This is a genomic window from Streptomyces sp. NPDC002870, from assembly GCF_042888505.1.
In the GTDB taxonomy this organism is placed as follows: Bacteria; Actinomycetota; Actinomycetes; order Streptomycetales; family Streptomycetaceae; genus Streptomyces.
Map to the genome: position 1 here is coordinate 75091 of NZ_JBIAPW010000012.1, position 22415 is coordinate 97505.

The following is a 22415-nucleotide window of genomic DNA, read 5'->3' on the forward strand; positions in this document are numbered from 1 at the left end:
TCGTGCACCAGGTAATCGACGAGGTGGTCATGGACGACGTAAAGAGCGTCAAGAGGCATCGGGTCGTCGTGCTGGCCCTGACCGGGCTGCTCCCCTTCGAGCTGGGCATTCCGCACCGGATCTTCGGCCGTGCCAAAGACGCGGACGGCCACCCTCTGTACGACATCGTCACCTGCTCGGTGCGGCCCGGCCCCGTCCGCACGGACGCCGACTTCGACATTCACGTCGAGCACGGCCCCGAAGCGCTGGCCACCGCCGACACCGTCGTCGTACCCGCCTCGTACGAACTGGGGCCGGTGTTCGAGGAGGGCCGGCTCACCGAAGAGCTGGCTGCCGCCCTCGCGCACATCCGGCCCGGCACCCGGATGGTCTCGATCTGCACCGGCGGTTACGTCCTCGCCGCAGCCGGGTTCCTCGACGGCCGGCCCGCCACCACCCACTGGTCCTCCGCCGAGCACTTCCAGCGGCTCTTCCCGGCCGTCAAGGTCGACGCGGACGTCCTCTTCATCGACGACGGTGACGTGCTCACCTCGGCGGGAGTCGCGGCCGGAATCGACCTGTGCCTGCACATCGTGCGGCGTGACCACGGCGCGGCGGTCGCCAATGACGTCGCGCGCCGTACGGTCGTACCGCCGCACCGGGACGGCGGCCAGGCCCAGTACATCCACCGGCCCGTCCCCGAACCGCAGCTGGCGACCACCACCAGCGCACGGGCCTGGGCGCTGAGCCGCCTCCACGAGCCGATCCAGCTGCGCGACATGGCCGACCAGGAGTCCATGTCGGTACGGACGTTCACCCGCCGCTTCCGCGAGGAGGCAGGCGTCAGCCCCGGCCAGTGGCTGACGCGGCAGCGCGTGGAGCGCGCCCGGCATCTGCTCGAATCCACGGACCTCTCCGTCGACCAGGTGGCACGGGACGCGGGCTTCGGCACGGCGCAGTCGATGCGCCAGCACCTGCAGGCAGTGCTCGGGGTGCCGCCGACCGCATACCGGCGCGCTTTCCGCGCCGCCGCCGGGGGTTGAGGGGCCGAGGGCTGAGGTGCTGCCGCGGCAGGGGGCTCAGAACGTCAGCACGCCGCGCGCCACCCGCCCGTGGTGCGCGTCGTCCGCCGCCTTCGCGAAGTCCTCTATCGGGTAGGTCTCTGTGACCAGTTCGTCCAGCAGTAGCCTGCCCTGCCGGTACAGCTCGGCGTACAGCGCGATGTCGTGCTGCGGGCGCGAGGAGCCGTAGCGGCAGCCCAGGATGGACTTGTCCAGGAACATCCCCGCCGGCACGAAGCTCGCCTCCGCCGTCGCCGCCGGCATGCCGAGGAGGATCGCCTGGCCGTGCCGGTCGAGCAGCTCGATCGCCTGCCTGATCAGCCCCACATGCCCGACGCACTCGAAGACCTGGTCGGCGCCGGTCGGCAGAATCTCCCGTACGCCCTGCGCCGACGTGAGGAAGTCCGTCGCCCCGAACTGCCGGGCCACCGCCTCCTTCACCGGGTTCGAGTCGACGGCGACGATCGCGGACGCGCCCGCGATCCTGGCGCCCTGGATGACGTTCAGACCGATGCCGCCGGTGCCGATGACGACGACGGTGTCACCACGGTCGACCTTCGCACGGTTCAGTACGGCTCCCACCCCCGTCAGCACCCCGCAGCCGATCAGGGCGGCCGAGGTGAGGGGCAGGTCGGAGGGGATCTTCACCGCCTGGACGGCCTTGACGATCGTGCGTTCCGCGAAGGCGGAGTTGGAGGCGAACTGGAAGAGCGGTTCACCGCCGCGGGAGAAGGGCCGGCCGGGGCGGCCGATCGCCTTGCGGCACATCGTGGGGCGGCCGCGGTCGCAGTCCGCGCACGCGCCGCAGTTGGCGAGGGTGGACAGCGAGACATGGTCGCCGGGCGCGACATGGCCGACGCCCGCGCCGACCGCCTCGACGACACCCGCGCCCTCGTGCCCGAGCACCACCGGTACGGGGAAGGGGATCGTGCCGTCGATCACCGACAGATCGCTGTGACACAGCCCGGCGGCGGCGACGGCGACCAGCACCTCGCCGGGGCCCGGGTCCCGTATCTCCAGATCGTCGACCACCTGGGGCTGCGTGCCGTCGAAGACGACGCCTCTCATCGGGGCTCCCTCGGTAGGCCGAGCACTCGCTCGGCGATGATGTTGCGCTGGATTTCGTCCGAGCCGCCGTAGATGGTGTCGGCGCGGGTGAAGAGGAACAGGCGCTGCAGGGCGTCGAGTTCGTACGGGTTCTCGCTGCTCCAGTCGTACGGGCCTGCGGCCGCGCTCGCGCCCCGTACGGCCATGGCGAGCTCGCCGAGCCGCTGGTGCCAGCCGCCCCAGAGCAGTTTGGCGACGCTGGGGGCGCCGGGGTCGACCGAACTGCCCAGGGTCCGCAGGGCGTTCCACCGCATGGTGCGCAGCTCGGCCCACTGCCGTACGAGCCGGTCGCGCAGCGCAGGATCGCTGAGCGCGCCGCTGTCGACGGCCAGCCGTACGACCTGCGTCAACTCCTCGGCGAAGCCGATCTGTTGGACGAGGGTGGAGACGCCGCGCTCGAATTCGAGCAGGCCCATGGCGACGCGCCAGCCGTTGCCCTCGCCGCCGACGACATGCTCGGCTCGGGCCTCGGCGCCGTCGAAGAAGACCTCGTTGAACTCGCTGGTCCCGGTCATCTGCCGGATCGGCCGTACCTCGATACGGCCCGGCTGGTCCATCGGCGTGAGCAGGAACGACAGCCCTTGATGCCGCCGGGATCCCTCTTCGGTCCGTGCCAGTACGAAGCACCAGTCGGCGTCCTGCGCCAGGGAGGTCCAGATCTTCTGCCCCCTGATCCGGTAGACGTCACCGTCGCGTACGGCCGTGGTCCGCACCCCGGCGAGGTCGGACCCCGCGTTCGGTTCGCTGTAGCCCTGGCACCAGAGCTCGTCGCCGCGGGCGATCGCGGGCAGGAAGCGCCGCTTCTGCTCCGCGGTCCCGTGCGCGATGAGCGTCGGCGCGAGCAGATTCTCGCCGATGTGCCCGACGCGGGCGGGGGCGCCGGCGCGGGCGTTCTCCTCGGCCCAGACGACCTGCTGGGTGAGGGTTCCCTGGCGATTGCCGTACCCAGCGCTCCCCCAGCCGAGCCCGATCCAGCCGTCGCGGCCGAGCCGGCGCTCCCAGTCGCGGCGGGTTTCGCGGTCGGGGTCGTGGCGGTGGGCGCGGAGCCAGTCGCGGGCGTCGCGGCGGAAGGCGTCGTCGGCCGGGCCGAACTCGAAGTCCACGTCGTCTCCTAGGAGTTGTGTTTCCCCACCCCGCCCTTTCCCGTAACCGGGGGCGCTGCCCCCGGACCCCCGACGGGGCTTCGCCCCGGACCCCGGGGACCCCCACGGGCTGAATGTGCGGCCCGGCCGCACAATCCAGCCCCGCCGGCGATTGAGGCGTGGTTCCGGACGCGAAATTCAGCCCGTGGGGGTCCCCCCGGACGAAGTCTGGGGGAGTTTGAGGAGCGGGGGTCCGGGGGGGAGCCCCAGTCCGCGCCGCGAAGCGGGCGCAGGGGTTTGGGGGCCTGCCCCCCAGTTACGGGATGGGGGTACCTCCCACGGCCGCCAGGCCGTAGGGGGAGGGCGGGGTGGGGGACAGGCCCGCCGCAGGCGATCGAGGCGCGGCTCCCTCACGCGTTCGGGCGGTCCCCGGACGCCGCCGCCCGCGCCATCTCCTCCAGTCGCGCCAGCATCGGCATCGGGTCCACCCCCACCGTCCCCGGCAGGAAGTCCGCGATCTTCTCCGGGGTCCAGGCTCCCTCCACGTAGCCCGCCCGGAGTTCCCTCGGCTGGGCCCACACCGCGATCTTCGGGCCTGCGATCGTGTAGACCTGGCCCGTGATCCGTTCCTCCCGGGCCCGTTCGGAGAGCAGGTACACCACCAGCGCCGCCACATCCTCCGGCTCGCCGATCTCCTTCAGCTCCATGGGGACGTTCGCTGACATGCGCGTACGTGCAACGGGGGCGATCGCGTTCGCCGTCACCCCGTACTTGTTCAGGCCCAGCGCCGCGCTCCGGACCAGGGAGATGATCCCGCCCTTCGCGGCGGAGTAGTTCGCCTGCGCCACGCTGCCCTGATGGTTGCCGCTGGTGAAGCCGATCAGCGTGCCCGTGCCCTGTTTGCGCATCACCGCGGACGCCGCACGGAAGACCGTGAACGTGCCCTTCAGGTGGGTGGCCACGACCGGGTCCCACTCCTCCTCCGACATGTTGAAGAGCATCCGCTCACGCAGAATCCCGGCCACGCATACGACCCCGTCGATACGGCCGTACTCGGCGAGCGCGACGTCGATCAGTCGCTGCCCCCCGGCCATCGTCGCGATGTCGTCGGCCACCGCGACGGCCTCGCCGCCGGCCGCCAGGATCTCCTTGACGACCGCCGACGCGACCTCCGACGTCGGCTCGCCGCCCTCGACCGAGACGCCGTAGTCGTTGACGACGACCCGCGCCCCCTCCGCCGCCGCGGCCAGTGCCACCGCCCGGCCAATGCCGCGCCCGGCACCTGTCACGGCGACGACCTTGCCTGCCAAGAAGTTCCCCACGCCCGGCCCCTTCCCGCGGTTTCTGACGGACCGTTAGATTCTACGGTCAGTCAGACACCCGAGCACAAGCCCCAGGAGGCCCGATGTCACTCCCGGCCGAGTTCCACGAGATCGCCAAGCGCGTGAACAACTGGGGGCGTTGGGGCCAGGCCGACGAGATGGGGACGCTCAACCTGATCACCGACGAGGTCGTCAAGGACGCCGCCGCCACCGTCCGCAGCGGCCGCCGCGTCGCCCTCGCGCTCCCCCTCCAGCAGGACGGCATCCAGACCGGCCTCATCCCCGGCCGGGTGAACCCCCTGCACACCATGGTCCAGATCAACCAGGAGCTCTTCGGCCCCGGCACGGTCGCCACCAGCGACGACGCCGTGACCATGGGGCTCCAGGCCGCCACCCACTGGGACGCCCTGACCCATGTCTCCCACTCGGGGAAGATCTACAACGGCCGTCCCGCCGACACCATCACCCCGCACACCCGGGCCCAGTACAGCGGCATCGACAAGGCGAAGCACATCGTCTCGCGCGGCGTGCTGCTCGACGTCGCCCGCTCCAAGGGGCTCGACCGGCTGCCCGGCGATCACGCTGTCACGCCCGAGGACCTGGACGAAGCCGCCGAGTTCGCCGGGCTGACCGTCGAGCCCGGTGACATCGTTCTCGTACGGACCGGACAACTGCAGGTCGCTCTCGCCGGCGACAAGCACGGTTACGGATATCCGTCCCCTGGCCTGTCCGTCCGCACCCCCGAGTGGTTCCACGCCCACGATGTCGCAGCGGTGGCGAACGACACGCTCACCTTCGAGATCTTCCCGCCGGAGATCGAGAACCTCTGGCTGCCCGTGCACGCCCTCGACCTCGTCGAGATGGGCATGCTCCAGGGCCAGAACTGGAATCTGGAGAACCTGTCCACAGCCTGTGCGGAAGAGAGGCGGTACGCGTTCCTGCTCTCCGCGATGCCCGAGCCCTTCGTCGGCGGCACCGGAACCCCCGTCGCCCCGGTCGCGATCCTGTAAGGCCCGCCCTACGGCGCGGTGACGAAGCCCCGCCCCGCCGGCTCGTACGCGACTTCCGGCGCACCCCGGTCCACCTCGCACCAGATGGACTTGCCCGCACCCTCCCGCTGCCAGCCCCACCGGTCGGCGAGGCCGTCGACCAGTTCCAGCCCGCGGCCGTTGGTGTCGTCACCATGGGCGTGGCGCGGCTTCGGCGGGCAGGCGCTGATGTCGGCGACCTCCACCCGTACGGTCCCGGCCTCCGCCGCACCCGCGCCGAAGAGCATCCGCAGCACCGCCGGACAGCCGGTGTGCACGACCGCGTTGGTGACCAGCTCCGAGATCAGCAGGATCAGCGTCTCGGCCAGTGGCTCGTCGTCCCCTATGCCTGACCCGGCGAGCCGCGAACGGGCCCACCTCCGAGCGCGTCCCACCTCCGCGGGGTCGGGCCCGACCTCCAACTGAACCAGAAGCACCTGCACCGCTCACACCATCCGAACCGGCGGACACATCGCCTCGCGCCTCGACAAGGTCCTCAACCAGGTCACTGAACGTGACTCCCTTGCAAGACAGCATGGTTGACGTACAGTCACCGCAACAAGCGCTTCGGGCATATTCCAGCGCGAAGGAGTATCCGTGGTGCATACTGTGCGACGCACGTTGCGGGGAGTCGAACAGAGGCTCGCAGCACGCGCGCGCACGGGGTGAACGGCGCGCATTCCAGGGCTCGGAGTCGCCGTATCGGCAACACCGTGACACCTCTGCCTCGGAACCACTCGCATCCCACGGAGGGTACCGGAGCAGGTCCCCGACTCCGGGCCGTGACGAGTCGCTCAAAGGACACAACCCGGTATCGACGCCCGTATCCGACTCAATGGTCAACGCTCGGTAACGCTTCAGAGTGCTGAGGCCAATGCCTCGGCCTGGATCTCCTCCGCCTCCCCGGCCGTCAGCCACATCTGCGCGCGCAGCCAGGCCCGCTTGAGGTGCAGATGCACGTCCGCCTCCCAGGTGAAGCCCATTCCGCCGTGCACCTGGAGGCAGTCGCGAGCGCCCTGGACCGCGGCCTCGTCGGCCAGCAGTTTGGCGCCGGCGATATCGGTGAAGTCCTCGGTGACGGCCGCCGCATAGACGGCGGCGCGGGCCACCTCCGTGCGTACGAGCATCTGGGCACACAGGTGCTTGACTGCCTGGAAGCCGCCGATGGGCTGCCCGAACTGTTCGCGCTCCTTGGCGTATTGCACCGCCGTCTCGGTGGTGCGGGCGGCGCTGCCGAGCTGCTCGGCCGCGGTGAGGAGCACGGCGTCCGGACGCGGCGGGGCCTTCGGCGTCCCGCCCGGGATCCGGTGCAGCGGAGTGAGCGGGTCCATGGACCGTACGGGCCGGGCCGACGCCAGATCCTTCGGCCGGCGGACCCGTATCGAGGTGCCATGGATGACGACGGCGTCGTCCGCGTCGGCGAAGTGCGGAACGAGGGCCCGCAGTTGGGTGGCGCAGGTGATCACGCGCGTGCCGTCCGCAGCGCCCGGCAGCCCGCCGCACGCGGCCAGGTGGGTCGCCACGAGCGGCCCGTTCAGCAGCGCCCGGCCCGCCTCCTCGAAGAGCAGGACGGCCTCCGGCAGGCCGAGCCCCACCCCGCCCTCCCCCTCCGGCAGCCGCAGCGAGAAGAATCCGGCCGCGCCGAGCTCCCGCCACAGCTTCCGGTCGACCGTGCCCTCGCGGTCCACGGCCGCCCTGAGCGCATCGCCCCCGAAACGGCCGGCCAGCAGTTCCCGTACACCTTTCCGCAACGCACGCTGGTCGTCCGTCAACTGGAAGTCCATCAGCGCCCCTTCGGGAGGCCGAGGATCCGCTCGGCGACGATGTTCCGCTGGATCTGGGAGGTGCCCGCCGCGATGGTGTACGAGAGGGCGGAGAGCCGGTCCGCGGTCCACTCCCGGTCGAGGTCGAAGGCGTCGGGTCCGAGCACCTCCGCTGCCGTGTCGTACAGCTCCTGGCGTGCGTGCGAGTAGCGGAGCTTGAAGACCGAGCCGCCGATGCCGGGTACGCCGCCCGTCCTCTGGGACTCGCTGACGTTCCACTGGGTGAGCCGCCACAGGGCGCGGAACTCGGCATTCAGGCGGCCCAGCCTGCGGCGCAGCACCGGGTCGTGCCAGGTGCCGTTCGCGCGGGCGGCGGCGGCCAGTTCGCCCAGCGTGCGGCGGCAGGCGACGACCTCTCCGACGAAGGCCGTGCCCCGCTCGAAGGAGAGGGTGACCATGGTGACGCGCCAGCCGTCGTTCTCCCGGCCGACCCGGTTCTCGACCGGCACCCGGACCTCGTCGAGGAACATCTCAGCGAACTCCACCGACCCGGCCAGCGTTCGCAGCGGGCGTACGGTGACCCCGGGCGCGTCCATCGGCATGGCGAGCCAGGTGATGCCGTGGTGCTTGGGCGCTTTCTGATCGGTGCGTACGAGCAGCTCGCACCAGTCGGCGACCTCGGCGTGCGAGGTCCAGATCTTGGAGCCGGTGACGATGTAGGAGTCGCCGTCCCGGACGGCTCTCGTTCGCAGCGACGCAAGGTCGGAGCCCGCGTCGGGCTCGCTGAAGCCCTGGCACCACACCTCGTCGCCGCGCAGCACGGGCGGCAGCCAGCGGGCGCGCTGCCCGGCCGTGCCCTCCGCGGCGATGGTGGGGCCCGCGTGCAGCAGCCCGACGAAGTTCGCGCCGACATAGGGCGCGCCGGCCAGCTCCGTCTCCTCCAGGAAGATCAGCCGCTGGGTCGGGGCCGCCTGCCAGTGGACGTCGGCGTACCCGGCGTCGTACAGCATCCGCTGCCAGCCCGTGTCGTACGCCCGGCGGCCCGGCCAGTCGTGCGGATCGGGCTTCGCGGGCAGCTTCGGCAGTGAGAGGGCCAGCCACTCGCGCAGCCGGGCCCGGAAGTCCTCTTCCTCCTCGGTGTACGAGAGGTTCATTCGATGCCCAGATCCAGCATCCGTATCGCGTTGCCGCGCATCAGCTTGTAGACCGTCTCGTCGTCCAGGCCCTTCATGTGGTCGAGGGCGACTTCCTTGGTGTGCGGGAAGGTCGAGTCGACATGGGGGTAGTCGGTCTCGAAGGTGGCGTTGTCGCGGCCGACGACGTCCAGTGAGGCGATCCCGTGCTTGTCGCGGAAGAAGCAGCAGAACATCTGCCGGTAGTAATACGTGGAGGGCGGCTCGGGGATGAGGTCACGGACCCCGCCCCACGCCCGGTGCTCCTCCCACACATCGTCGGCGCGCTCGAGGGCGTAGGGAATCCACCCCATCTGGCCCTCGCTGTACGCCAGCTTGAGCCGTGGGAACTTCACCAGCACGCCGCTGAAGAGGAAGTCCATCATCGAGGCCATGGCGTTGTTGAAGCTGAGGGACGCCTGCACGGCGGGGGGCGCGTCCGGCGATGCGGCGGGCATCTGCGAGGACGACCCGATGTGCATGTTCACGACTGTGCCGGTCTCCTGGCAGATCGCGAAGAACGGGTCCCAGTAGCCGGAGTGGATGGACGGCAGCCCGAGGTAGGTCGGGATCTCGGAGAAGGTCACGGCCTTCACACCGCGCGCGGCGTTGCGCTTGATCTCCGCCACCGCCAGGCCGATGTTCCAGAGCGGGATGATGCACAGCGGGATGAGCCGGCCGCCGCTGTCCCCGCACCACTCCTCGACCATCCAGTCGTTGTAGGCGCGTACGCAGGCGAGCGCGACCTCCTTGTCGTGCGCCTCCGCGAAGGTCTGCCCGCAAAAGCGGGGGAAGGTGGGGAAACAGAGCGAGGCCTCGACATGGTTGAGGTCCATGTCCTTGAGGCGTTCCCTGGGGTCCCAGCAGCCGGGCCGCATCTCCGCGCGAGTGATGCCTTCGAGGGTCATGTCGTCGCGGTCGAAGCCGACGGCGGCGATATTGCGCTTGTACGGGAACTTGAGGTCCTCGTAGATCCACCAGTCGGTCGGCGGCCCGTCGGGATCCATCGTGATCCGGTACTTGCCCGCGACGTACGCGAGCTCGCCGATGCCCGCGGTGAGCGGCTTGGGTCCGCGGTCCTGGTACTTGGCGGGCAGCCAGGTCTCGAAGAGGTGGGCCGGCTCGATCACATGGTCGTCGACGCTGATGATCCGAGGCAGTTCGGTCATGGTGTCCCCTCGACAGTTTCTGATGACCCGTCAGAAATCAGGCTAGCCCCGCCCCCTGGACCGAACAAGGCGGTGAGCCCTACGCTCTCCGCACCATCTGACTATCCGTCAGCTACCAGCTACGCGCCCGCCATGGAGGGATACGGCATGACCGAGACCCCGCACGCACTGGGCGAGTCGCGCACACTCTGGGAACTCGTCCAACGCAGGGCGGACGTCACCCCGGACCGGCCCGTGCTCCTCCAGGACGACCGCGCCCTCACCTTCGGCGCTCTGCGGGACCGCTCCGAGCGGGTCGCGGCGGGGCTGTGGGAGCTGGGCGTACGGCCCGGCACCGTGGTCGCGTGGCAGCTGCCCACCCGGATCGAGACCGCGCTGCTCTCCTTCGCGCTCGCCCGCATCGGAGCCGTACAATCGCCGGTCATTCCCTTCTACCGGGACCGCGAGGTCGGCTTCGCGCTACGGGAGTCGAAGGCCGCCTTCTTCGCCGTGCCCGGCACCTGGCGCGGCTTCGACCACACCGGCATGGCACGCCGTCTCGCGCTGGAACTCCCCGAACCGCCGCTGATCCTCGAGGCGTACGACACCCTGCCCGACGCCGATCCCGCGGTGCTGCCGCCGCCGCCCGCCTCCGGGACGGACGTGCGGTGGATCTATTGGACCTCGGGCACCACATCGGACCCCAAGGGCGTGCTGCACACCGACCGTTCGCTGATCGCGGGCGGTTCCTGCCTCGCGCACGCGCTGCGCCTGTCGTCCGACGACGTCGGCTCGATGGCCTTCCCCTTCGCGCACATCGCCGGGCCCGACTACACGGTGATGCTGCTGCTGTACGGCTTCCCCGCCGTGATGTTCGAGCACTTCGCGCTGCCCGAAGCGCTGGAGGGCTACCGCAGACACGGCGTCACGGTCGCGGGCGGCTCCACCGCCTTCTACTCGATGTTCCTCGCCGAGCAGCGCGAACAGCCCGAGCGCAAACTGATCCCCAGTCTGCGGCTGCTGGCCGGGGGCGGGGCGCCCAAGCCGCCGGAGATCTACCACGCCGTCGTACGAGAGATGGGCTGCCGGCTCACCCACGGCTACGGCATGACCGAAGTCCCCATGATCACCATGGGTGCGCCCGACGACACCGCGCACAACCTCGCCACGACGGAGGGACGGCCGCCCGCGGGCATGGAGATACGGATCGTCGACGGCGAGGTGCGGCTGCGCGGCGAGGCGGTCTGCCGGGGCTACCTGGATCCGGTGCAGAGCGCCGCGGCCTTCGACGGCGAGGGGTTCTTCATCACCGGCGACCTGGGGCACCTCACCGAGTCCGGGCATCTGGTCCTCACCGGCCGACTCAAGGACGTCATCATCCGCAAGGGCGAGAACATCTCCGCGAAGGAGATCGAGGACCTGCTGCACGAACACCCGGCGATCGCGGACGTGGCGGTGATCGGGCTGCCGGACGCGGAGCGCGGTGAGCGGGTGTGCGCGGTGGTGGAACAGACGGACGGCGCCGGGGGGTTGTCCCTCGGCGCGGTCACGGCGTATCTGCGGGAGCGGGGGCTTTCGGTGCACAAGCTGCCTGAGCAGCTGGAGATCACGGAGGCGTTGCCGCGGAACGAGACGCTGCGCAAGGTGCTGAAGTACAAGCTGCGAGAGCGGTACGCCACTGGGGCTCAGCCCCCGCCCTCCCCCAAAGCCCTTCGGGCATGGGAGGTGCCCCCACCCCCTACGCCCTGACGGGCGTGGGGGACCCGTCCGGGGCGGAGCCCCGGCGGGCGGCCTACGGCTCGGGCGTGACGTAGTACGTCGCGAAGGCGGCGAGGATCTCCTCCTCGCTGATCCGCCCGTCGCCGTCCCCGTCCAGCGCCTGAGCCACCTTCGTCGCGACCTCGGGCGGCACGCCCAGCACCCGCAGCACCCGCTCGGCGGCCGACGGTGTCACGCCATTGCCGTCCTCGTCGGCGATGGCGATCACGGCGTGGAGGAAGGGGCGGGCGATCTCGGCGAACCGCTGGGGGTTGTCGCGCAGTCTCTTCACCGCACCCGTGACGAACTCCTCGCGGGTGACCCGCTGGTCGCCGTCCACATCCGCGATCCCGGCCATGCCCTGCCAGAACGCCTCCGCGCCGCTGTACAGGGACTGGCCCTTGTCGCAGCGGGCGGTCGTGTCGAACTCGGCGAGCAGGGCCGCGGCGGCCCCGCTGAAGTCCTCACGGTCGATATAGCCATTGCCGTCCTGGTCGAAGGCGGCGAAGCGGGAAGCGATCTTGCGCTCGTACTCTGCGCTGTCCATGCGGCGAGGGTACGGCCCCGGACGCTGACGCGTGCAAGTACCCAGCCAATTACGTGACGGCGACATCCGCGCGACACCCTGGTGACGGACAGACAGTCACGCGATGACTACGGTCAGGCGGAGAGCGGCTCGGCCTCCTCGTCGGTGGCCGAGCGGGCGTCTGCGTACACCTCGAAGAGACGGCGCACTCCGAGGGCCGCCAGCACCCGGTTGACGTGGGAACCTTCCTCGGCGCCGCGGGCAGGCAGGATCAGCCGGAGTCTGCCTTGGCAGGAGCGCAGCAGGCGGCGGGCGGCGATCAGGACGCCGACCCCGCTGGAGTCGCAGAAGAGCACCTCTGAGAGGTCGAGCACCACATCGCGGCGGCCGACGGCGACCGCGTCATGGACATGCTGGCGGATCGCCGGCGAGGAGACGAGATCGAGTTCGCCGCGGACGCGCAGCACCGTCCATGCGCCTTGCCGGGTCACGTCCACCTCAAGCATCACGACCCGACCTCTCCTCATACCGGAATCAGCCCTTCCTGTCGCGACTGCCCAGGCCGTCCTCGCACGAAACACAACAGTCCAGGCAGGCTGACCGGGCAGGGTCGGCTCTTACCATCCCGGTCCGGCTCTGGGGGCGCTCTTGCCGTAAAGGGTCGTGCCTCCGCGGCCACGCCGACTACATTCGAAGGGGCGACGAAGAGGCGACAGGCACAGAGGCCGAGGCTTGGGGGCCGCATGGCAAAGGACGCACCACCGCGCTGGGACCGCAGGATGCAGCAGCGGCTCTCGCGCGGGGAGGCCGCCGCGCTCGGGGAGCTGTACGACAGGTTCGCGTCACTCGTGCACATGCTCGCCCACCGGGTTCTCGACGACGACGAGGCGGCCGACCAGGTCACCCGCGAGGTCTTCGGCTACATCTGGGAGAACCCCGACGCATACGACCCCAAACAGGGCTCGATGCGTTCCTGGGTGGCGAGAATCACCAACAGCCAGGCGGTGTACCGGCTGCGGAAGACCGAGGCCGCCGCGCTCGCGGAAAGCGGCGAGGGTACGACGGAGGAGCTGGAGCAGAAGGTGCGCAGGGCTGCGGTCGCGGCCCGTGCCGACTACATCGTCACCTCCATGCCGGCGCCGCTGCGCGCCGCGCTGGAACTCGCGTACTTCCAGCGCAGGGACTACCGCCAGACCGCGGCCGACCTCGGGGTCACAGAGGACGAGGCCAGGCGTCGGCTGCGGCTCGGCCTCCAACTGCTGTCCACCGCCAACACACGCCCGCTGGAGGGCTCGTCCCCGCCCGGATACGGACGCTCCTTGTGAACGGCCCGCTGGACGGCGGCCACGGCGACGACGGCCGCGACGAGATGCGGGGCGCGCCGCGCATACCGGGGCCGCGGTCGGCGGCGGACGATCTGGACGCGCTTGACTCGCCCGCGCGCCGACTGCCCGAAGCGGCTCCCCCAGTGTCCGAACCGCCGCCCGGGACAAGCGGCGGAACAGGCAGAAAAGGCGAAACCGGGAGCGAAGCGGGCGGCAGAACGGCCGATGGACCGCGCAGGGGCGAACGCCCGTCCCACAGCGTGCTGAAATCCCTGCTCGGCGCATGGGCGCTGGCCGCCTGCTCCGCCGAGGAGACCGAGGCCGTCGAGGAACACCTCGGCGACTGCGCACCCTGTGCGGAAGAGGCCCTGCGGCTGCGTGACGCCGTCGCGCTGCTGCACACCGACCGGGACCTGGACCTCGACCCGCTGCTGCGGTTCCGCGTCCTCGAGAACTGCCTGGGACGCAGGCCCGCCCGTATTCCGGTGCCCACCTGGGCGCATCCGTACGACGCCGAGACCGCGCGGCTCGACGCGCTGCTGCGGGACATCGGCGAGTCGGAGTGGCATGCGCCCGTGCGCCTCAAGTGGTTCGAGGGCGAGCGGCAGGTGAGCCGCCGGACGACCGTGGCCGGGGTGATCGCGCATCTGATGACCGTCGACGGACTGGTCGCGGGCGCCCTCGGTCTGGACGATCCGCTCGGACCGAACGCGCCGAGAGTGCCCACCGAGCGCACCGAAGCCTTCTGGAGCGCGGCAGACGCGCCGCCCACCCGCACGATCCGCGAGCCGTGGCGCGACCAGAGCCACACCCTCATCCGCACGGTGTCCTTCGCCGGCGGCGGAGTCGCCGAACTGTCGGTCTCGTACGGTGACTTCGCCCTGCCGCTGCGGGACTCCCTGCTGGACCGGGCCTTCGAGTGCTGGATGCATGCGGGCGACATCGCGGACGCGGTGGACTATCCGTACGAGCCGCCGAGCGGGTCCCATCTGCACCGGATGATCGACCTGGCGGCGCGGCTGCTGCCCGCGGCGCTCGCCGACCGCAGACGCGCGGGCCTCGCCGGACCCGCGAGACATCTGGTCGCGGCGGGCGCGCCGGGCCGCTCGCTGCATCTGGAGGTCGAGGGCTCGGGCGGCGGGAACTGGTACATCGCGCTGGACTCCCCGGCAGCCGTCGGCTCCGCGGACCAGGCGGTGGCCCAAGTGGCGCTGGACGGCGTGGAGTTCTGCCGCCTGGTGGCGGGCCACATCTCACCGGAGGAGGCCGCGGCGGGCCAGGACGGGGACCGGGAGGCGATCCGGGACGTGCTGTTCGCGGCGGCGTCGCTGAGCAGGCTCTGAGCACCCCGTGCCCCTGCTCCGCCGCAAAGGACCGGGGTCGTTCCTGGCGCCCATTGGTCGTTGGCCGTGTACGCATTCGGCGGTGTGGCCGAGGGGCGCAAAGGGCGGGGCGCGTCGCTGAGTGCGGCGCATGCGGCCGGCGACGGCAGGCGCGGGGCGGTGCCCGGCTCAGCCGTCGCGGGCGTGAACGGTTCGAGTGCCCCTTGTAACGTTCGACGCGGCGGCCGCACTGAGGGGTATGAGCCATGACGACCTGCGTGCGCTGTTCCTCAATTGCACGCTGAAGAAGAGCCCGGAGCGCAGCAACACGCAGGGCCTGATCGACCTCAGCTCGCGGATCATGGAGAAGCAGGGCGTTCAGGTCGAGCACCTGCGGCCGATCGATCACGAGATCGCCACCGGGGTGTGGCCGGACATGACCGAGCACGGCTGGGAACGCGACGCGTGGCCGTCGATCTACCAGCGGGTGATGGCCGCCGACATCCTCGTCATCGCCGGGCCGATCTGGCTGGGTGACAACAGCTCGGTGGCGAAGCTGGTCATCGAGCGGCTCTACGCCTGCTCGGGCCTGCTCAACGATGCCGGTCAGTACACCTACTACGGGCGTGTGGGCGGCTGCCTGATCACCGGCAACGAGGACGGCGTCAAGCATTGCGCCATGAACGTCCTGTACAGCCTGCAGCACCTGGGATACACGATCCCGCCGCAGGCGGACGCGGGCTGGATCGGCGAGGCCGGGCCAGGCCCCTCCTATCTCGATCCGGGTTCCGGCGGTCCCACCAACGACTTCACCAACAGGAACGCCACGTTCATGACGTGGAACCTGTTGCATCTGGCCCGGCTGCTCAAGGACGCCGGTGGCGTTCCGGCACACGGGAACCAGCGGTCGCAGTGGGACGCCGGGTGCCGGTTCGACTTTGAGAATCCGGAATATCGCTAAGTCAGCTACGAAAGGCCGAAAATGACCGTCGAGACCGTCGATACCGTCCCCACCTGCGCCTATCCGGGCTGTACCAATCCGCCCGAGTCGCCCGCACCCGGCGTACAGGGTCCGGAGCCCCGCTATTGCCGGCACCCCGACCACAACGCGCTCGGCGCGTTCAGGAAGTTCCGCGCCAAGCGGATGCAGCGCAAGGAGGACAAGCGCGCGGCAGCCGAGGCCAAGAAGGCGGCCGAGGAGGATGCGAAGGTGGCCTGGGCGCCGGTCTTCGAGCAGTCCTGGCCCGCAGCCGCCGGGCAGGCACCCGCTGTGGGTGCGGCGCCCAGTGCGTCCGGGCAAACGCCCGCCACGGATGCGGTACCCCAGGCGCTCGGGCACGCCCCCGGTGCTGACTGGACGCCCCAGGAGCTCGAACAGGCTCCCGCCGCCGATGCGCTCGAGGAGGCGCCGACGGAAGCCATGAACAGCGAAATGATGGCAATGCCGGAAGTGTCGATGGCCGACAGCGCCCCTGCCGCACAGTCACGCGACGCCCTGGTCGCGCTCATCAACCAGCTCGCCACCGACCTGCCCGCCTATGTCGAGGAGTTGGCGATCATCACGGACTCCGCGGCCGCCGAGGCCCGGATCGAGACCGTCACCCGCGCCTCTGCGCAGCGCATCCTGGCCGCCGAGCAGCGCGCCGCGCTCGCTGAGGAGGCGGGCGACATGGCCGTCGCCCAGCTCGATGCCGCGCAGCAGAAGTTCGTTGAGGAGACCGCCGCGATCCGCGAAGAGACGGCCCGCCAGGTGGCGGACGCCGAATTCGTCCGGGCCGAGCTGGAGCGCTACCGCGAGCGCGTCGGCACGCTCGAGGTCAGGCTCGACGCTGTCCGTGACGAGGCCGATGAGCTGCGCCGCGAGAAGGCCAAGCTCCCCACCGAACACGAGCGGCCGAGCCCCGCTCAGCAGCAGTGCTAAACGGTCGTCGGCCCGCCTGATTTCGGCGTTCCGATCAAGAACGCCGACCGGCGTGACAGCGGCCGCCGTGATCCCCGCACCCGTCTTGGCGACAGGAATCCCGCACGGGTGCGGCAGGTCTCACTCAGAGGAAGGAAAGCGTTGCAGAAGAAGCCGTCAACTGTAGTTGGCGGTAAGCAAGTTCAGGGCCGGTTCGGGGCTGCCGCTTCGAACCGGCCCTTTGGTGACCCCCGAATCAGGTTCGCCGCCGCCAGGAAGTCGCCGGACGTGACGTGTAACGTTCTCCGCTCTCTCCGTCTCTGAGTGCGATGTGGCCAAGACGTCGAGGCCATCGCCGACATGTGCCTCGGCGCCACGTCCGGCCACCGGTCCGGCGTGAACACCCACAGAAACGGAAATCCTCATGTGCCGAAGCAAGCGCCCTGTCCTCTGGATCACCACCGTGGTGGTCGTCCTTGCAGCGGCCGTCGGGCTCTACCTCTTCCAGCCCTGGCGGCTTTTCACCACAGTCCGCGTGGATGAGGCGGCTCCCGTGGCCACCAACCAGCAGGGGGCCGCGGCCAAGCAGTTGGCCACCGGTGCTTTCATCTCCCACGAGCACGAGACCAGCGGCTCAGTGGAGATCCAGCAGCTCGAAGACGGGAAGGCGACGCTGCGCCTGACGAACCTGCGCACCTCCGACGGCCCGGCCCTGCACGTGTGGCTCAGCGACCAGCCGGTCAAGCAGGACGGCGGCGGCAACCTCGACGACGGCAAGCAGGTCGACCTCGGTGCCCTCAAGGGCAACGAGGGCAACCAGAACTACGCGATCCCGGCAGGCACCGACCTGAACAGGTTCTCCACGGTGACGATCTGGTGTGAGCGCTTCAGCGTGTCGTTCGGCGCGGCCGAGCTGAAGCAGCGCGCCTGACGGAGCCAGGTCGCTCAAAAGCACTGGAGCGGGTGGCGTCGCCACCCGCTCCACGGCTTTCCAGGTCCTGTCCGCCCAACTTCCTAGGACACCAGGATGGGGATGAGCAAGGCCACGCAAGTGATCAGGCTCCACAGCGCGGGTGCCGCGCTCAGCGTCTGCTCGTGACGCGCGGCCGCCCGGACCGCGGTCGCCTCACTGCGGGTCAGGTGCCACGGACTGACCCGCTCCTCCAGCCGCTGGTACACCAGGCCGAGAATGGCGCCATAGGCGAGGTGGCCGACGAGGGAGGGGAAGGACACGGCCAGTGCGGCGGCGTTCCACTGGGGTACGGCACCGAGCAGCACGGGAAGCAGCGTCAGGTTGCCCAGGACCCACCAGAGGAAGCCGTAGGACACACCCCAGCCGATCCCCGAGGCCGGGTCGAAGCTGCGGCGGCGGAAGAAGACCGCGTAGGTGACGCCGACGACCTGGGAGATCAGCAGGTGGATGACGAGGCCCACGCCCGCGGACTCCGAGCCGATCAGGGCGGCGACGACCGGCAGGAATCCCACGGCGACCATGCCACCGGTGAAGATCACGCCGCCGGCCAGCCCGGCGATGACGCCGTGCCAGATCGAGATCACGCGCCCGCCGGCGAGGCGTCCCTCCAGGGTGTCCCGTACGTCGTCGGAGAACACCGCCCGCGACAGACCGCCCAGCCAGCAGGTGAGCAGGGCAGTACCGGCCCCGAGCAACAGATAGCCGGGCAGCGATGCCACTGCGGCGCGTACCGCGGCCGGCGCCCACTCCAGCCCGCGGCCGTCCAGCAGAGGCGAGATCGTCACCGCCGCGAGCACCCACCACGCGAAGCCGAAGGCGGCGCCGCGGATCAGGGCAGGGCCGGTGCCCTCGTCGGGGTCGCCGAAAATCACCGCGTAGGACGCGCCGACCAGCACTCCGACGACCAGCGTGTTCCAGCCGAGCCCGAGCACCGCGGCGGCGAGCAGCCCGGCGGCCGAAGCGCGCACCAAGAGACCGGGCCTGAACTGCCGCTCCCCGCGCGACAGCAAGGCGAGGACTGCGGCCGTGACCGCTCCGTAGGCCAGGTGACCGAGCAGGCTGGGGATCAGCGCCTGCGCCGTCGCCACGTCCCAGGCCACCGGCCTGCCCAGCAGGATCGGCAGCAGCGTCAACGGCCCGAGGAACCACCACAGCGCGCCGTACGCGAGTCCCCAGAACAGCAGCTCGCGCTGCCGCGCCACGAGCGTGCCGAAGATGCTCCCGATGATCGCCGCGATCAGCAAGTGGACGGCGAATCCCACGACGGGCGAGTCGGTTCTGACGATCGCCGCGACGGTGGGCAGGAACCCGATCATCGCCATCACCTGGCCGAAGACCAGCCCTCCTGCGAGGCCGGCGAGGGCTCCGAATCCAGCGTTACGCATGACGATCATCCTTGGTCGAGAGGGCGATGTCCCTGGGGAAGACCAGGTCGAGGGTCCAGTCGGCGAGCACGCGCAGCCGTTTCTCCACGCTGGGCAGCTTGCTCAGGTAGACCGAGCGCCACAGGACCCAGGCGAGGAGACCGGAGACCCGCCGCCCGCCGATCTCGCCGGCCGCCGTGCGGTGCCCGAGCGAGACCAGCACGCCAAGCCCGCCGAAGCGGAACGGGACGGGACGGCGTCCGCCGAGGACCGCGGCGATGTTCCTCGCCGCCGCCTTGCCTTCGCGGATCGCGTGCTGCGCGGTCGGCGGGTAGACCCCGCCCGCCGGGTCGGGGATCCTCGCGCAGTCGCCCAGCGCCCACAGGCCGGGCATGCCCGGGACCTGCATGGTGGGATCCACGACGAGGGGCGCCTGCATGACCTGCTGGACCAGCGGATTCGGCCGGTTGCCGGCCGTCCAGGCAAGGGTGCGGGTGGTGATGGTCTCGCCGGAGTCGAGCGTGATGTCCTCGGCGGTGGCCTTGGCCACGCGCGCGCCGAGGCGAAACTCGATGCCGCGTTTCTCGAGCTTGCGCCGCGCGTAGAGGCCGAGCTTCGGCGACAGCTCCGGCAGCAGCCGCTCACCCGCGTGCACGATCACGAATCTGGGCCGCAGCCCGTGCAGACGGGGATAGAAGTGGAGCACGTCATGCACCAGGTCGACGAGTTCGGCCACCAGTTCCGTCCCGGCGAATCCGCCGCCTGCCACCACGAACGTCAGCAGCCTGGCCTGCTCGGCCGGATCCGGCTCGAGATCGGCCCGCTCCAGCGCGCCCAGCACCTGGTTGCGCAGCCTGGTGGCGTCCTCGACGGACTTCATCGGGAAGGCGTGCTCGCCCACTCCCGGCAGGTCGAAGAAGTGCGACACCGCGCCGACTGCCAGGACCAGCTCGTCGTACGGCACGCGGAGCATCCCCTCCTTGCCGGCGGCGACGTACGCATTGCGCGTCTGCGTGTCGATCGAGACCACCCGCCCGTGCAGGAAGGAGGCATGGTTGAGCCCGGCACGGACCGGAGCGCTCACGTGCCTGGCCTCCACCGTGCTCGAGGCGACGCCGACCAGCAGCGGCGTGAACAGCAGGAAGTTCGAGTCGCTTATCAGCGTCACGTGGGCGTCGAGCCCGCGGGCGACCCGCCGGTCCAGTTCGCGCGCGGCCCCCATCCCGCCGAAACCACCACCGGCGATCACCACATGGGGCTTGGCGCGCCGGTGCGCCGGCCGAGGCGGGCGCCAGGCCGAAAGGGCGTGGAAGGCGAGCCCGGCGATCGTGCCGAACAGGGCGGCGCCGACGAGCTCGGGGAAGCGCGACACGGCCACCGCGACCGTCCATGACGGCGTCTTCCCCTCCAGCGCGGGAGCGAGGGTGAGTGTCCAAGTCACCCAGTCGAGCAGGCCGATGAGCAGACCGACGGAGAAGGCCGAGCCGTTGCTCTGCCTGTGCTCGCCGAACAGGAGGCCGAGCACGGCTCCCAGCACCACCGTGTGCGCCGCCCACGGGATCCACGGCGGGTTCGTCACGACCGCCACGATCGCGCCACCGGGCAGTCCGGCGATGATGCCGAACAAGAGTCGTCTGAGCAGAGTCATGGATGTCTCCGGTAGTCGCATGGCCTCCGCCCAGGGGGAGGAGGGCGAAGGCCATGCGAGATTCATGGGGGGCTCCAGCGCCCGCCTCAGACGTTCAGTGCGGCGCGCCCCAGCAGCGTTACAAGTCCCCCGGGCGGAAACGCGGCGGCGAGGACGAGAGGCGCCCGTAGAGGGCGTGGATACCGCCGACAGGCCTGCGCCGGCGGGCCGTCAGCCCGAAGACGGGCGGCTTGTCGCGGCCCCACACCGCCCGCATGGAGCGGCGGCACGCCCTGGATGATCAGCGATGAGGGGGGATGGGCCGGAGGGCAGGCGTGGTGGAGGCGAGGTGGTTGCGCAGCAGCGGACTCCTACGGGCGCGGCGAGTTGAGTCCTTGGGGTCCTGCGTGTGGTGCCGACCGGTCGATCGCGATCAGCTCGGGATCGGACACCGGTCCCCGCGTGAGCGCGATCGGCTCCTGCTCGGGCCGCCGGACAGGCCCTACTTGATGCCGAGGATCAACGCTGCTGCCAGTCCCTGAAAACGGTGAGCAGCTGCTGCCTGGCGTCCGGTGAGATGTTGTCCGGGGTCAGCTCGCCCGTCGTGGCGATCGTCTGACGGAAGTGATCGAGGTAGCTCTCGCACCCGGGGCATTCCGCCAGGTGCTCGATGAAGCGCCGCTCGTCCTCGTTGGACATGGCGCCCTCGAGGAACTCGGTCACCAACTCGACGAAGTCGATGCAGTTCACGGTCGTCCCCTCCCGCCTGCGATGTCATGGGCACCGGACAAGTAGGTCTCCAACTTACGGCGCATGAAGGCCCTGGCCCGATGGAGGAGGACGCGTTGGTTTCCAGGCGAGATCTCCAGCAGGGAACACACTTCCTCCGAGCCGTATCCTGCGACATCGCGAAGCGTGATCACCGTGCGGAGCCGGGGCGGGAGCTCGTCGAGCGCCTCTGCGATCATCTCGCGGACTTCGCCGCGCAGCACGTGGTCCTCGGGAACGTGCCAGGGAAGCGGTTCCTGCCCGACGGCCCAGTGCCCGGCGTATCGCTCGCCGGGGGCGCGGAACCGCGAGGCGTCCACCGTCGGCCCTTCCTCCTCCGGCAGCAGGCTGGCGAAGGGAACGGTCCTGCTCTCCTTTGCGCCGCGCGCCTTGGCCGTGTTGACCAGGATCCGGTACACCCATGTCTTCAGGGATGAACGGCCCTCGAAGGCGCTGATCCCCCTGATGACCGCCAGCCAGGTGTCCTGGACGGCCTCCTCCGCGGTGGCCTTGGTCGACACGAACGACATGGCCAGCCGGAGCAGGCCACCCGACCAGGTGTCCAGCACCAGGGCGAACGTCTCCTCGTCACCGTCACGCAGACGCTCGACCAGGACCTCGTCCGGCGGCAGTTCGCGTGCCCCCGCCATTCGTCTCTCCCCCTTGCCGGCCGTCAACTGGGAGGTCAGCTTAGGGCAGCTCAGTGAGTGAGATCGTCTGCTGGTGCCTTTGTTCATGTCCCGGTAAGGACATTCACGGCCGTCAATTTCCCGGCCGCACACCACCGAGCGGGTCGGCTCTGTCGCTTGCACCTTGCCGCGCTCACGACTGCCCCCTACGCGGACGCTGGTGAAGCCGTGCCGTGCGTACGCAGCCCTACTCCCCGCCCACCCGCACGTTCGGGTCCCCGTCGCGCCCCTGCGGCTTCAGCTCGATCTGGATCGTGTGCGTCGTGTCCCGCGCCGCCGTCCCGCCGCCGCCCGCCGTGACCACCCCGATCCGCAGCTCGGCCCTGCCGCTGCCCTCGCGCCTGACCTGCACGGCGAACTCCAGATTCACCCTCTCCACGCTGAATTTGAGATCGCGCCCCTCGCCGGCCCGCTGCGCCCGCTCCAGCTCGTCCCGGACCTGGCCGATCACCTCGGCGAGCCCGGCCACCGCGGCATCGTCACGCACAGCCATCGCCTCCC

22 protein-coding genes are annotated in these 22415 nt (G+C 70.4%); 8 read left to right on the forward strand and 14 right to left on the reverse strand.

From position 1 onward, the window contains the following. The first annotated feature begins 29 nt into the window (after positions 1-29). Positions 30-1022, forward strand: coding sequence for a GlxA family transcriptional regulator (locus ACFYWY_RS17305; protein WP_389186940.1), 993 nt, complete (start codon positions 30-32; stop codon positions 1020-1022). Between the two features lie 36 nt (positions 1023-1058). On the opposite strand, the gene ACFYWY_RS17310 is transcribed toward ACFYWY_RS17305, so the two are convergent. The 3 genes from ACFYWY_RS17310 to ACFYWY_RS17320 all read right to left on the reverse strand — a co-directional run bounded on the left by ACFYWY_RS17310 (position 1059) and on the right by ACFYWY_RS17320 (position 4551). Next, positions 1059-2108 (reverse strand): Zn-dependent alcohol dehydrogenase, encoded by a 1050-nt coding sequence (locus ACFYWY_RS17310; RefSeq protein WP_389186558.1) that lies wholly within the window; start codon positions 2106-2108, stop codon positions 1059-1061. Next, complete coding sequence (locus ACFYWY_RS17315) at positions 2105-3250, reverse strand: acyl-CoA dehydrogenase family protein (protein ID WP_389186561.1); 1146 nt, start codon at positions 3248-3250, stop codon at positions 2105-2107. Before ACFYWY_RS17315 ends, ACFYWY_RS17310 begins: the two co-directional genes overlap by 4 nt. Before the next feature lie 389 nt (positions 3251-3639). Beyond that, positions 3640-4551 (reverse strand): SDR family NAD(P)-dependent oxidoreductase, encoded by a 912-nt coding sequence (locus tag ACFYWY_RS17320; protein WP_389186564.1) that lies wholly within the window; start codon positions 4549-4551, stop codon positions 3640-3642. Positions 4552-4634: 83 nt separating this feature from the next. Here ACFYWY_RS17320 and ACFYWY_RS17325 point away from each other — a divergent pair, with 83 nt between their 5' ends. Then, positions 4635-5561, forward strand: coding sequence for a cyclase family protein (locus ACFYWY_RS17325; RefSeq protein ID WP_389186568.1), 927 nt, complete (start codon positions 4635-4637; stop codon positions 5559-5561). Positions 5562-5569: 8 nt separating this feature from the next. Here the strand turns inward: ACFYWY_RS17325 and ACFYWY_RS17330 are convergent, their stop codons facing one another. The 4 genes from ACFYWY_RS17330 to ACFYWY_RS17345 form a co-directional block, all read right to left on the reverse strand. Then, positions 5570-6022: an ATP-binding protein gene (locus tag ACFYWY_RS17330; protein WP_389186571.1), complete on the reverse strand. Its 453-nt coding sequence runs from the start codon at positions 6020-6022 to the stop codon at positions 5570-5572. A gap of 414 nt (positions 6023-6436) precedes the next feature. Next, on the reverse strand, positions 6437-7363 hold the full coding sequence (locus tag ACFYWY_RS17335; RefSeq protein WP_389186574.1) for an acyl-CoA dehydrogenase family protein: 927 nt from the start codon (positions 7361-7363) through the stop codon (positions 6437-6439). Then, positions 7363-8496 carry an acyl-CoA dehydrogenase family protein gene (locus ACFYWY_RS17340; RefSeq protein WP_389186578.1) on the reverse strand — a complete coding sequence of 378 codons (1134 nt, stop codon included), beginning with the start codon at positions 8494-8496 and terminating at the stop codon, positions 7363-7365. Before ACFYWY_RS17340 ends, ACFYWY_RS17335 begins: the two co-directional genes overlap by 1 nt. After that, the gene (locus ACFYWY_RS17345; protein ID WP_389186581.1) at positions 8493-9683 is read right to left on the reverse strand and encodes an amidohydrolase family protein; all 1191 of its coding nucleotides are present in this window, start codon (positions 9681-9683) and stop codon (positions 8493-8495) included. Before ACFYWY_RS17345 ends, ACFYWY_RS17340 begins: the two co-directional genes overlap by 4 nt. 147 nt (positions 9684-9830) lie before the next feature. Between ACFYWY_RS17345 and ACFYWY_RS17350 the strand changes: the two genes are divergently transcribed. Beyond that, positions 9831-11411, forward strand: a complete 1581-nt coding sequence (locus ACFYWY_RS17350; protein WP_389186585.1) for a class I adenylate-forming enzyme family protein — start codon at positions 9831-9833, stop codon at positions 11409-11411. A 43-nt stretch (positions 11412-11454) separates the two neighbouring features. Here ACFYWY_RS17350 and ACFYWY_RS17355 read toward each other — a convergent pair whose 3' ends face one another. Next, on the reverse strand, positions 11455-11967 hold the full coding sequence (locus ACFYWY_RS17355; RefSeq protein WP_389186588.1) for an EF-hand domain-containing protein: 513 nt from the start codon (positions 11965-11967) through the stop codon (positions 11455-11457). 113 nt (positions 11968-12080) lie between these two features. After that, positions 12081-12455, reverse strand: coding sequence for an STAS domain-containing protein (locus ACFYWY_RS17360; protein ID WP_389186591.1), 375 nt, complete (start codon positions 12453-12455; stop codon positions 12081-12083). Between the two features lie 234 nt (positions 12456-12689). Here ACFYWY_RS17360 and ACFYWY_RS17365 point away from each other — a divergent pair, with 234 nt between their 5' ends. From ACFYWY_RS17365 to ACFYWY_RS17385, 5 genes are all read left to right on the forward strand, one after another. Beyond that, positions 12690-13271 carry a sigma-70 family RNA polymerase sigma factor gene (locus tag ACFYWY_RS17365; RefSeq protein ID WP_389186594.1) on the forward strand — a complete coding sequence of 194 codons (582 nt, stop codon included), beginning with the start codon at positions 12690-12692 and terminating at the stop codon, positions 13269-13271. A gap of 44 nt (positions 13272-13315) precedes the next feature. Further along, positions 13316-14614, forward strand: coding sequence for a maleylpyruvate isomerase N-terminal domain-containing protein (locus ACFYWY_RS17370; protein ID WP_389186943.1), 1299 nt, complete (start codon positions 13316-13318; stop codon positions 14612-14614). Between the two features lie 238 nt (positions 14615-14852). After that, positions 14853-15554 (forward strand): flavodoxin family protein, encoded by a 702-nt coding sequence (locus ACFYWY_RS17375; protein WP_389186597.1) that lies wholly within the window; start codon positions 14853-14855, stop codon positions 15552-15554. Between the two features lie 21 nt (positions 15555-15575). After that, positions 15576-16514: a hypothetical protein gene (locus ACFYWY_RS17380; RefSeq protein WP_389186600.1), complete on the forward strand. Its 939-nt coding sequence runs from the start codon at positions 15576-15578 to the stop codon at positions 16512-16514. A 403-nt stretch (positions 16515-16917) separates the two neighbouring features. Continuing rightward, the gene (locus tag ACFYWY_RS17385; RefSeq protein WP_389186603.1) at positions 16918-17424 is read left to right on the forward strand and encodes a DM13 domain-containing protein; all 507 of its coding nucleotides are present in this window, start codon (positions 16918-16920) and stop codon (positions 17422-17424) included. Between the two features lie 83 nt (positions 17425-17507). On the opposite strand, the gene ACFYWY_RS17390 is transcribed toward ACFYWY_RS17385, so the two are convergent. The 5 genes from ACFYWY_RS17390 to ACFYWY_RS17410 all read right to left on the reverse strand — a co-directional run bounded on the left by ACFYWY_RS17390 (position 17508) and on the right by ACFYWY_RS17410 (position 22407). Further along, on the reverse strand, positions 17508-18851 hold the full coding sequence (locus ACFYWY_RS17390; RefSeq protein ID WP_389186606.1) for a hypothetical protein: 1344 nt from the start codon (positions 18849-18851) through the stop codon (positions 17508-17510). Beyond that, positions 18844-20478: an NAD(P)/FAD-dependent oxidoreductase gene (locus ACFYWY_RS17395; RefSeq protein ID WP_389186609.1), complete on the reverse strand. Its 1635-nt coding sequence runs from the start codon at positions 20476-20478 to the stop codon at positions 18844-18846. The genes ACFYWY_RS17390 and ACFYWY_RS17395 overlap by 8 nt, the downstream gene beginning before the upstream one ends. A gap of 498 nt (positions 20479-20976) precedes the next feature. Beyond that, positions 20977-21207 carry an anti-sigma factor family protein gene (locus tag ACFYWY_RS17400; RefSeq protein WP_389186612.1) on the reverse strand — a complete coding sequence of 77 codons (231 nt, stop codon included), beginning with the start codon at positions 21205-21207 and terminating at the stop codon, positions 20977-20979. Beyond that, a complete protein-coding gene (locus ACFYWY_RS17405) occupies positions 21204-21875 on the reverse strand; it encodes an RNA polymerase sigma factor (protein WP_389186615.1) in 672 nt (223 codons plus the stop codon). Before ACFYWY_RS17405 ends, ACFYWY_RS17400 begins: the two co-directional genes overlap by 4 nt. Positions 21876-22101: 226 nt before the next feature. Further along, positions 22102-22407, reverse strand: a complete 306-nt coding sequence (locus ACFYWY_RS17410; RefSeq protein ID WP_381195542.1) for a trypco2 family protein — start codon at positions 22405-22407, stop codon at positions 22102-22104. Positions 22408-22415: the final 8 nt, after the last annotated feature.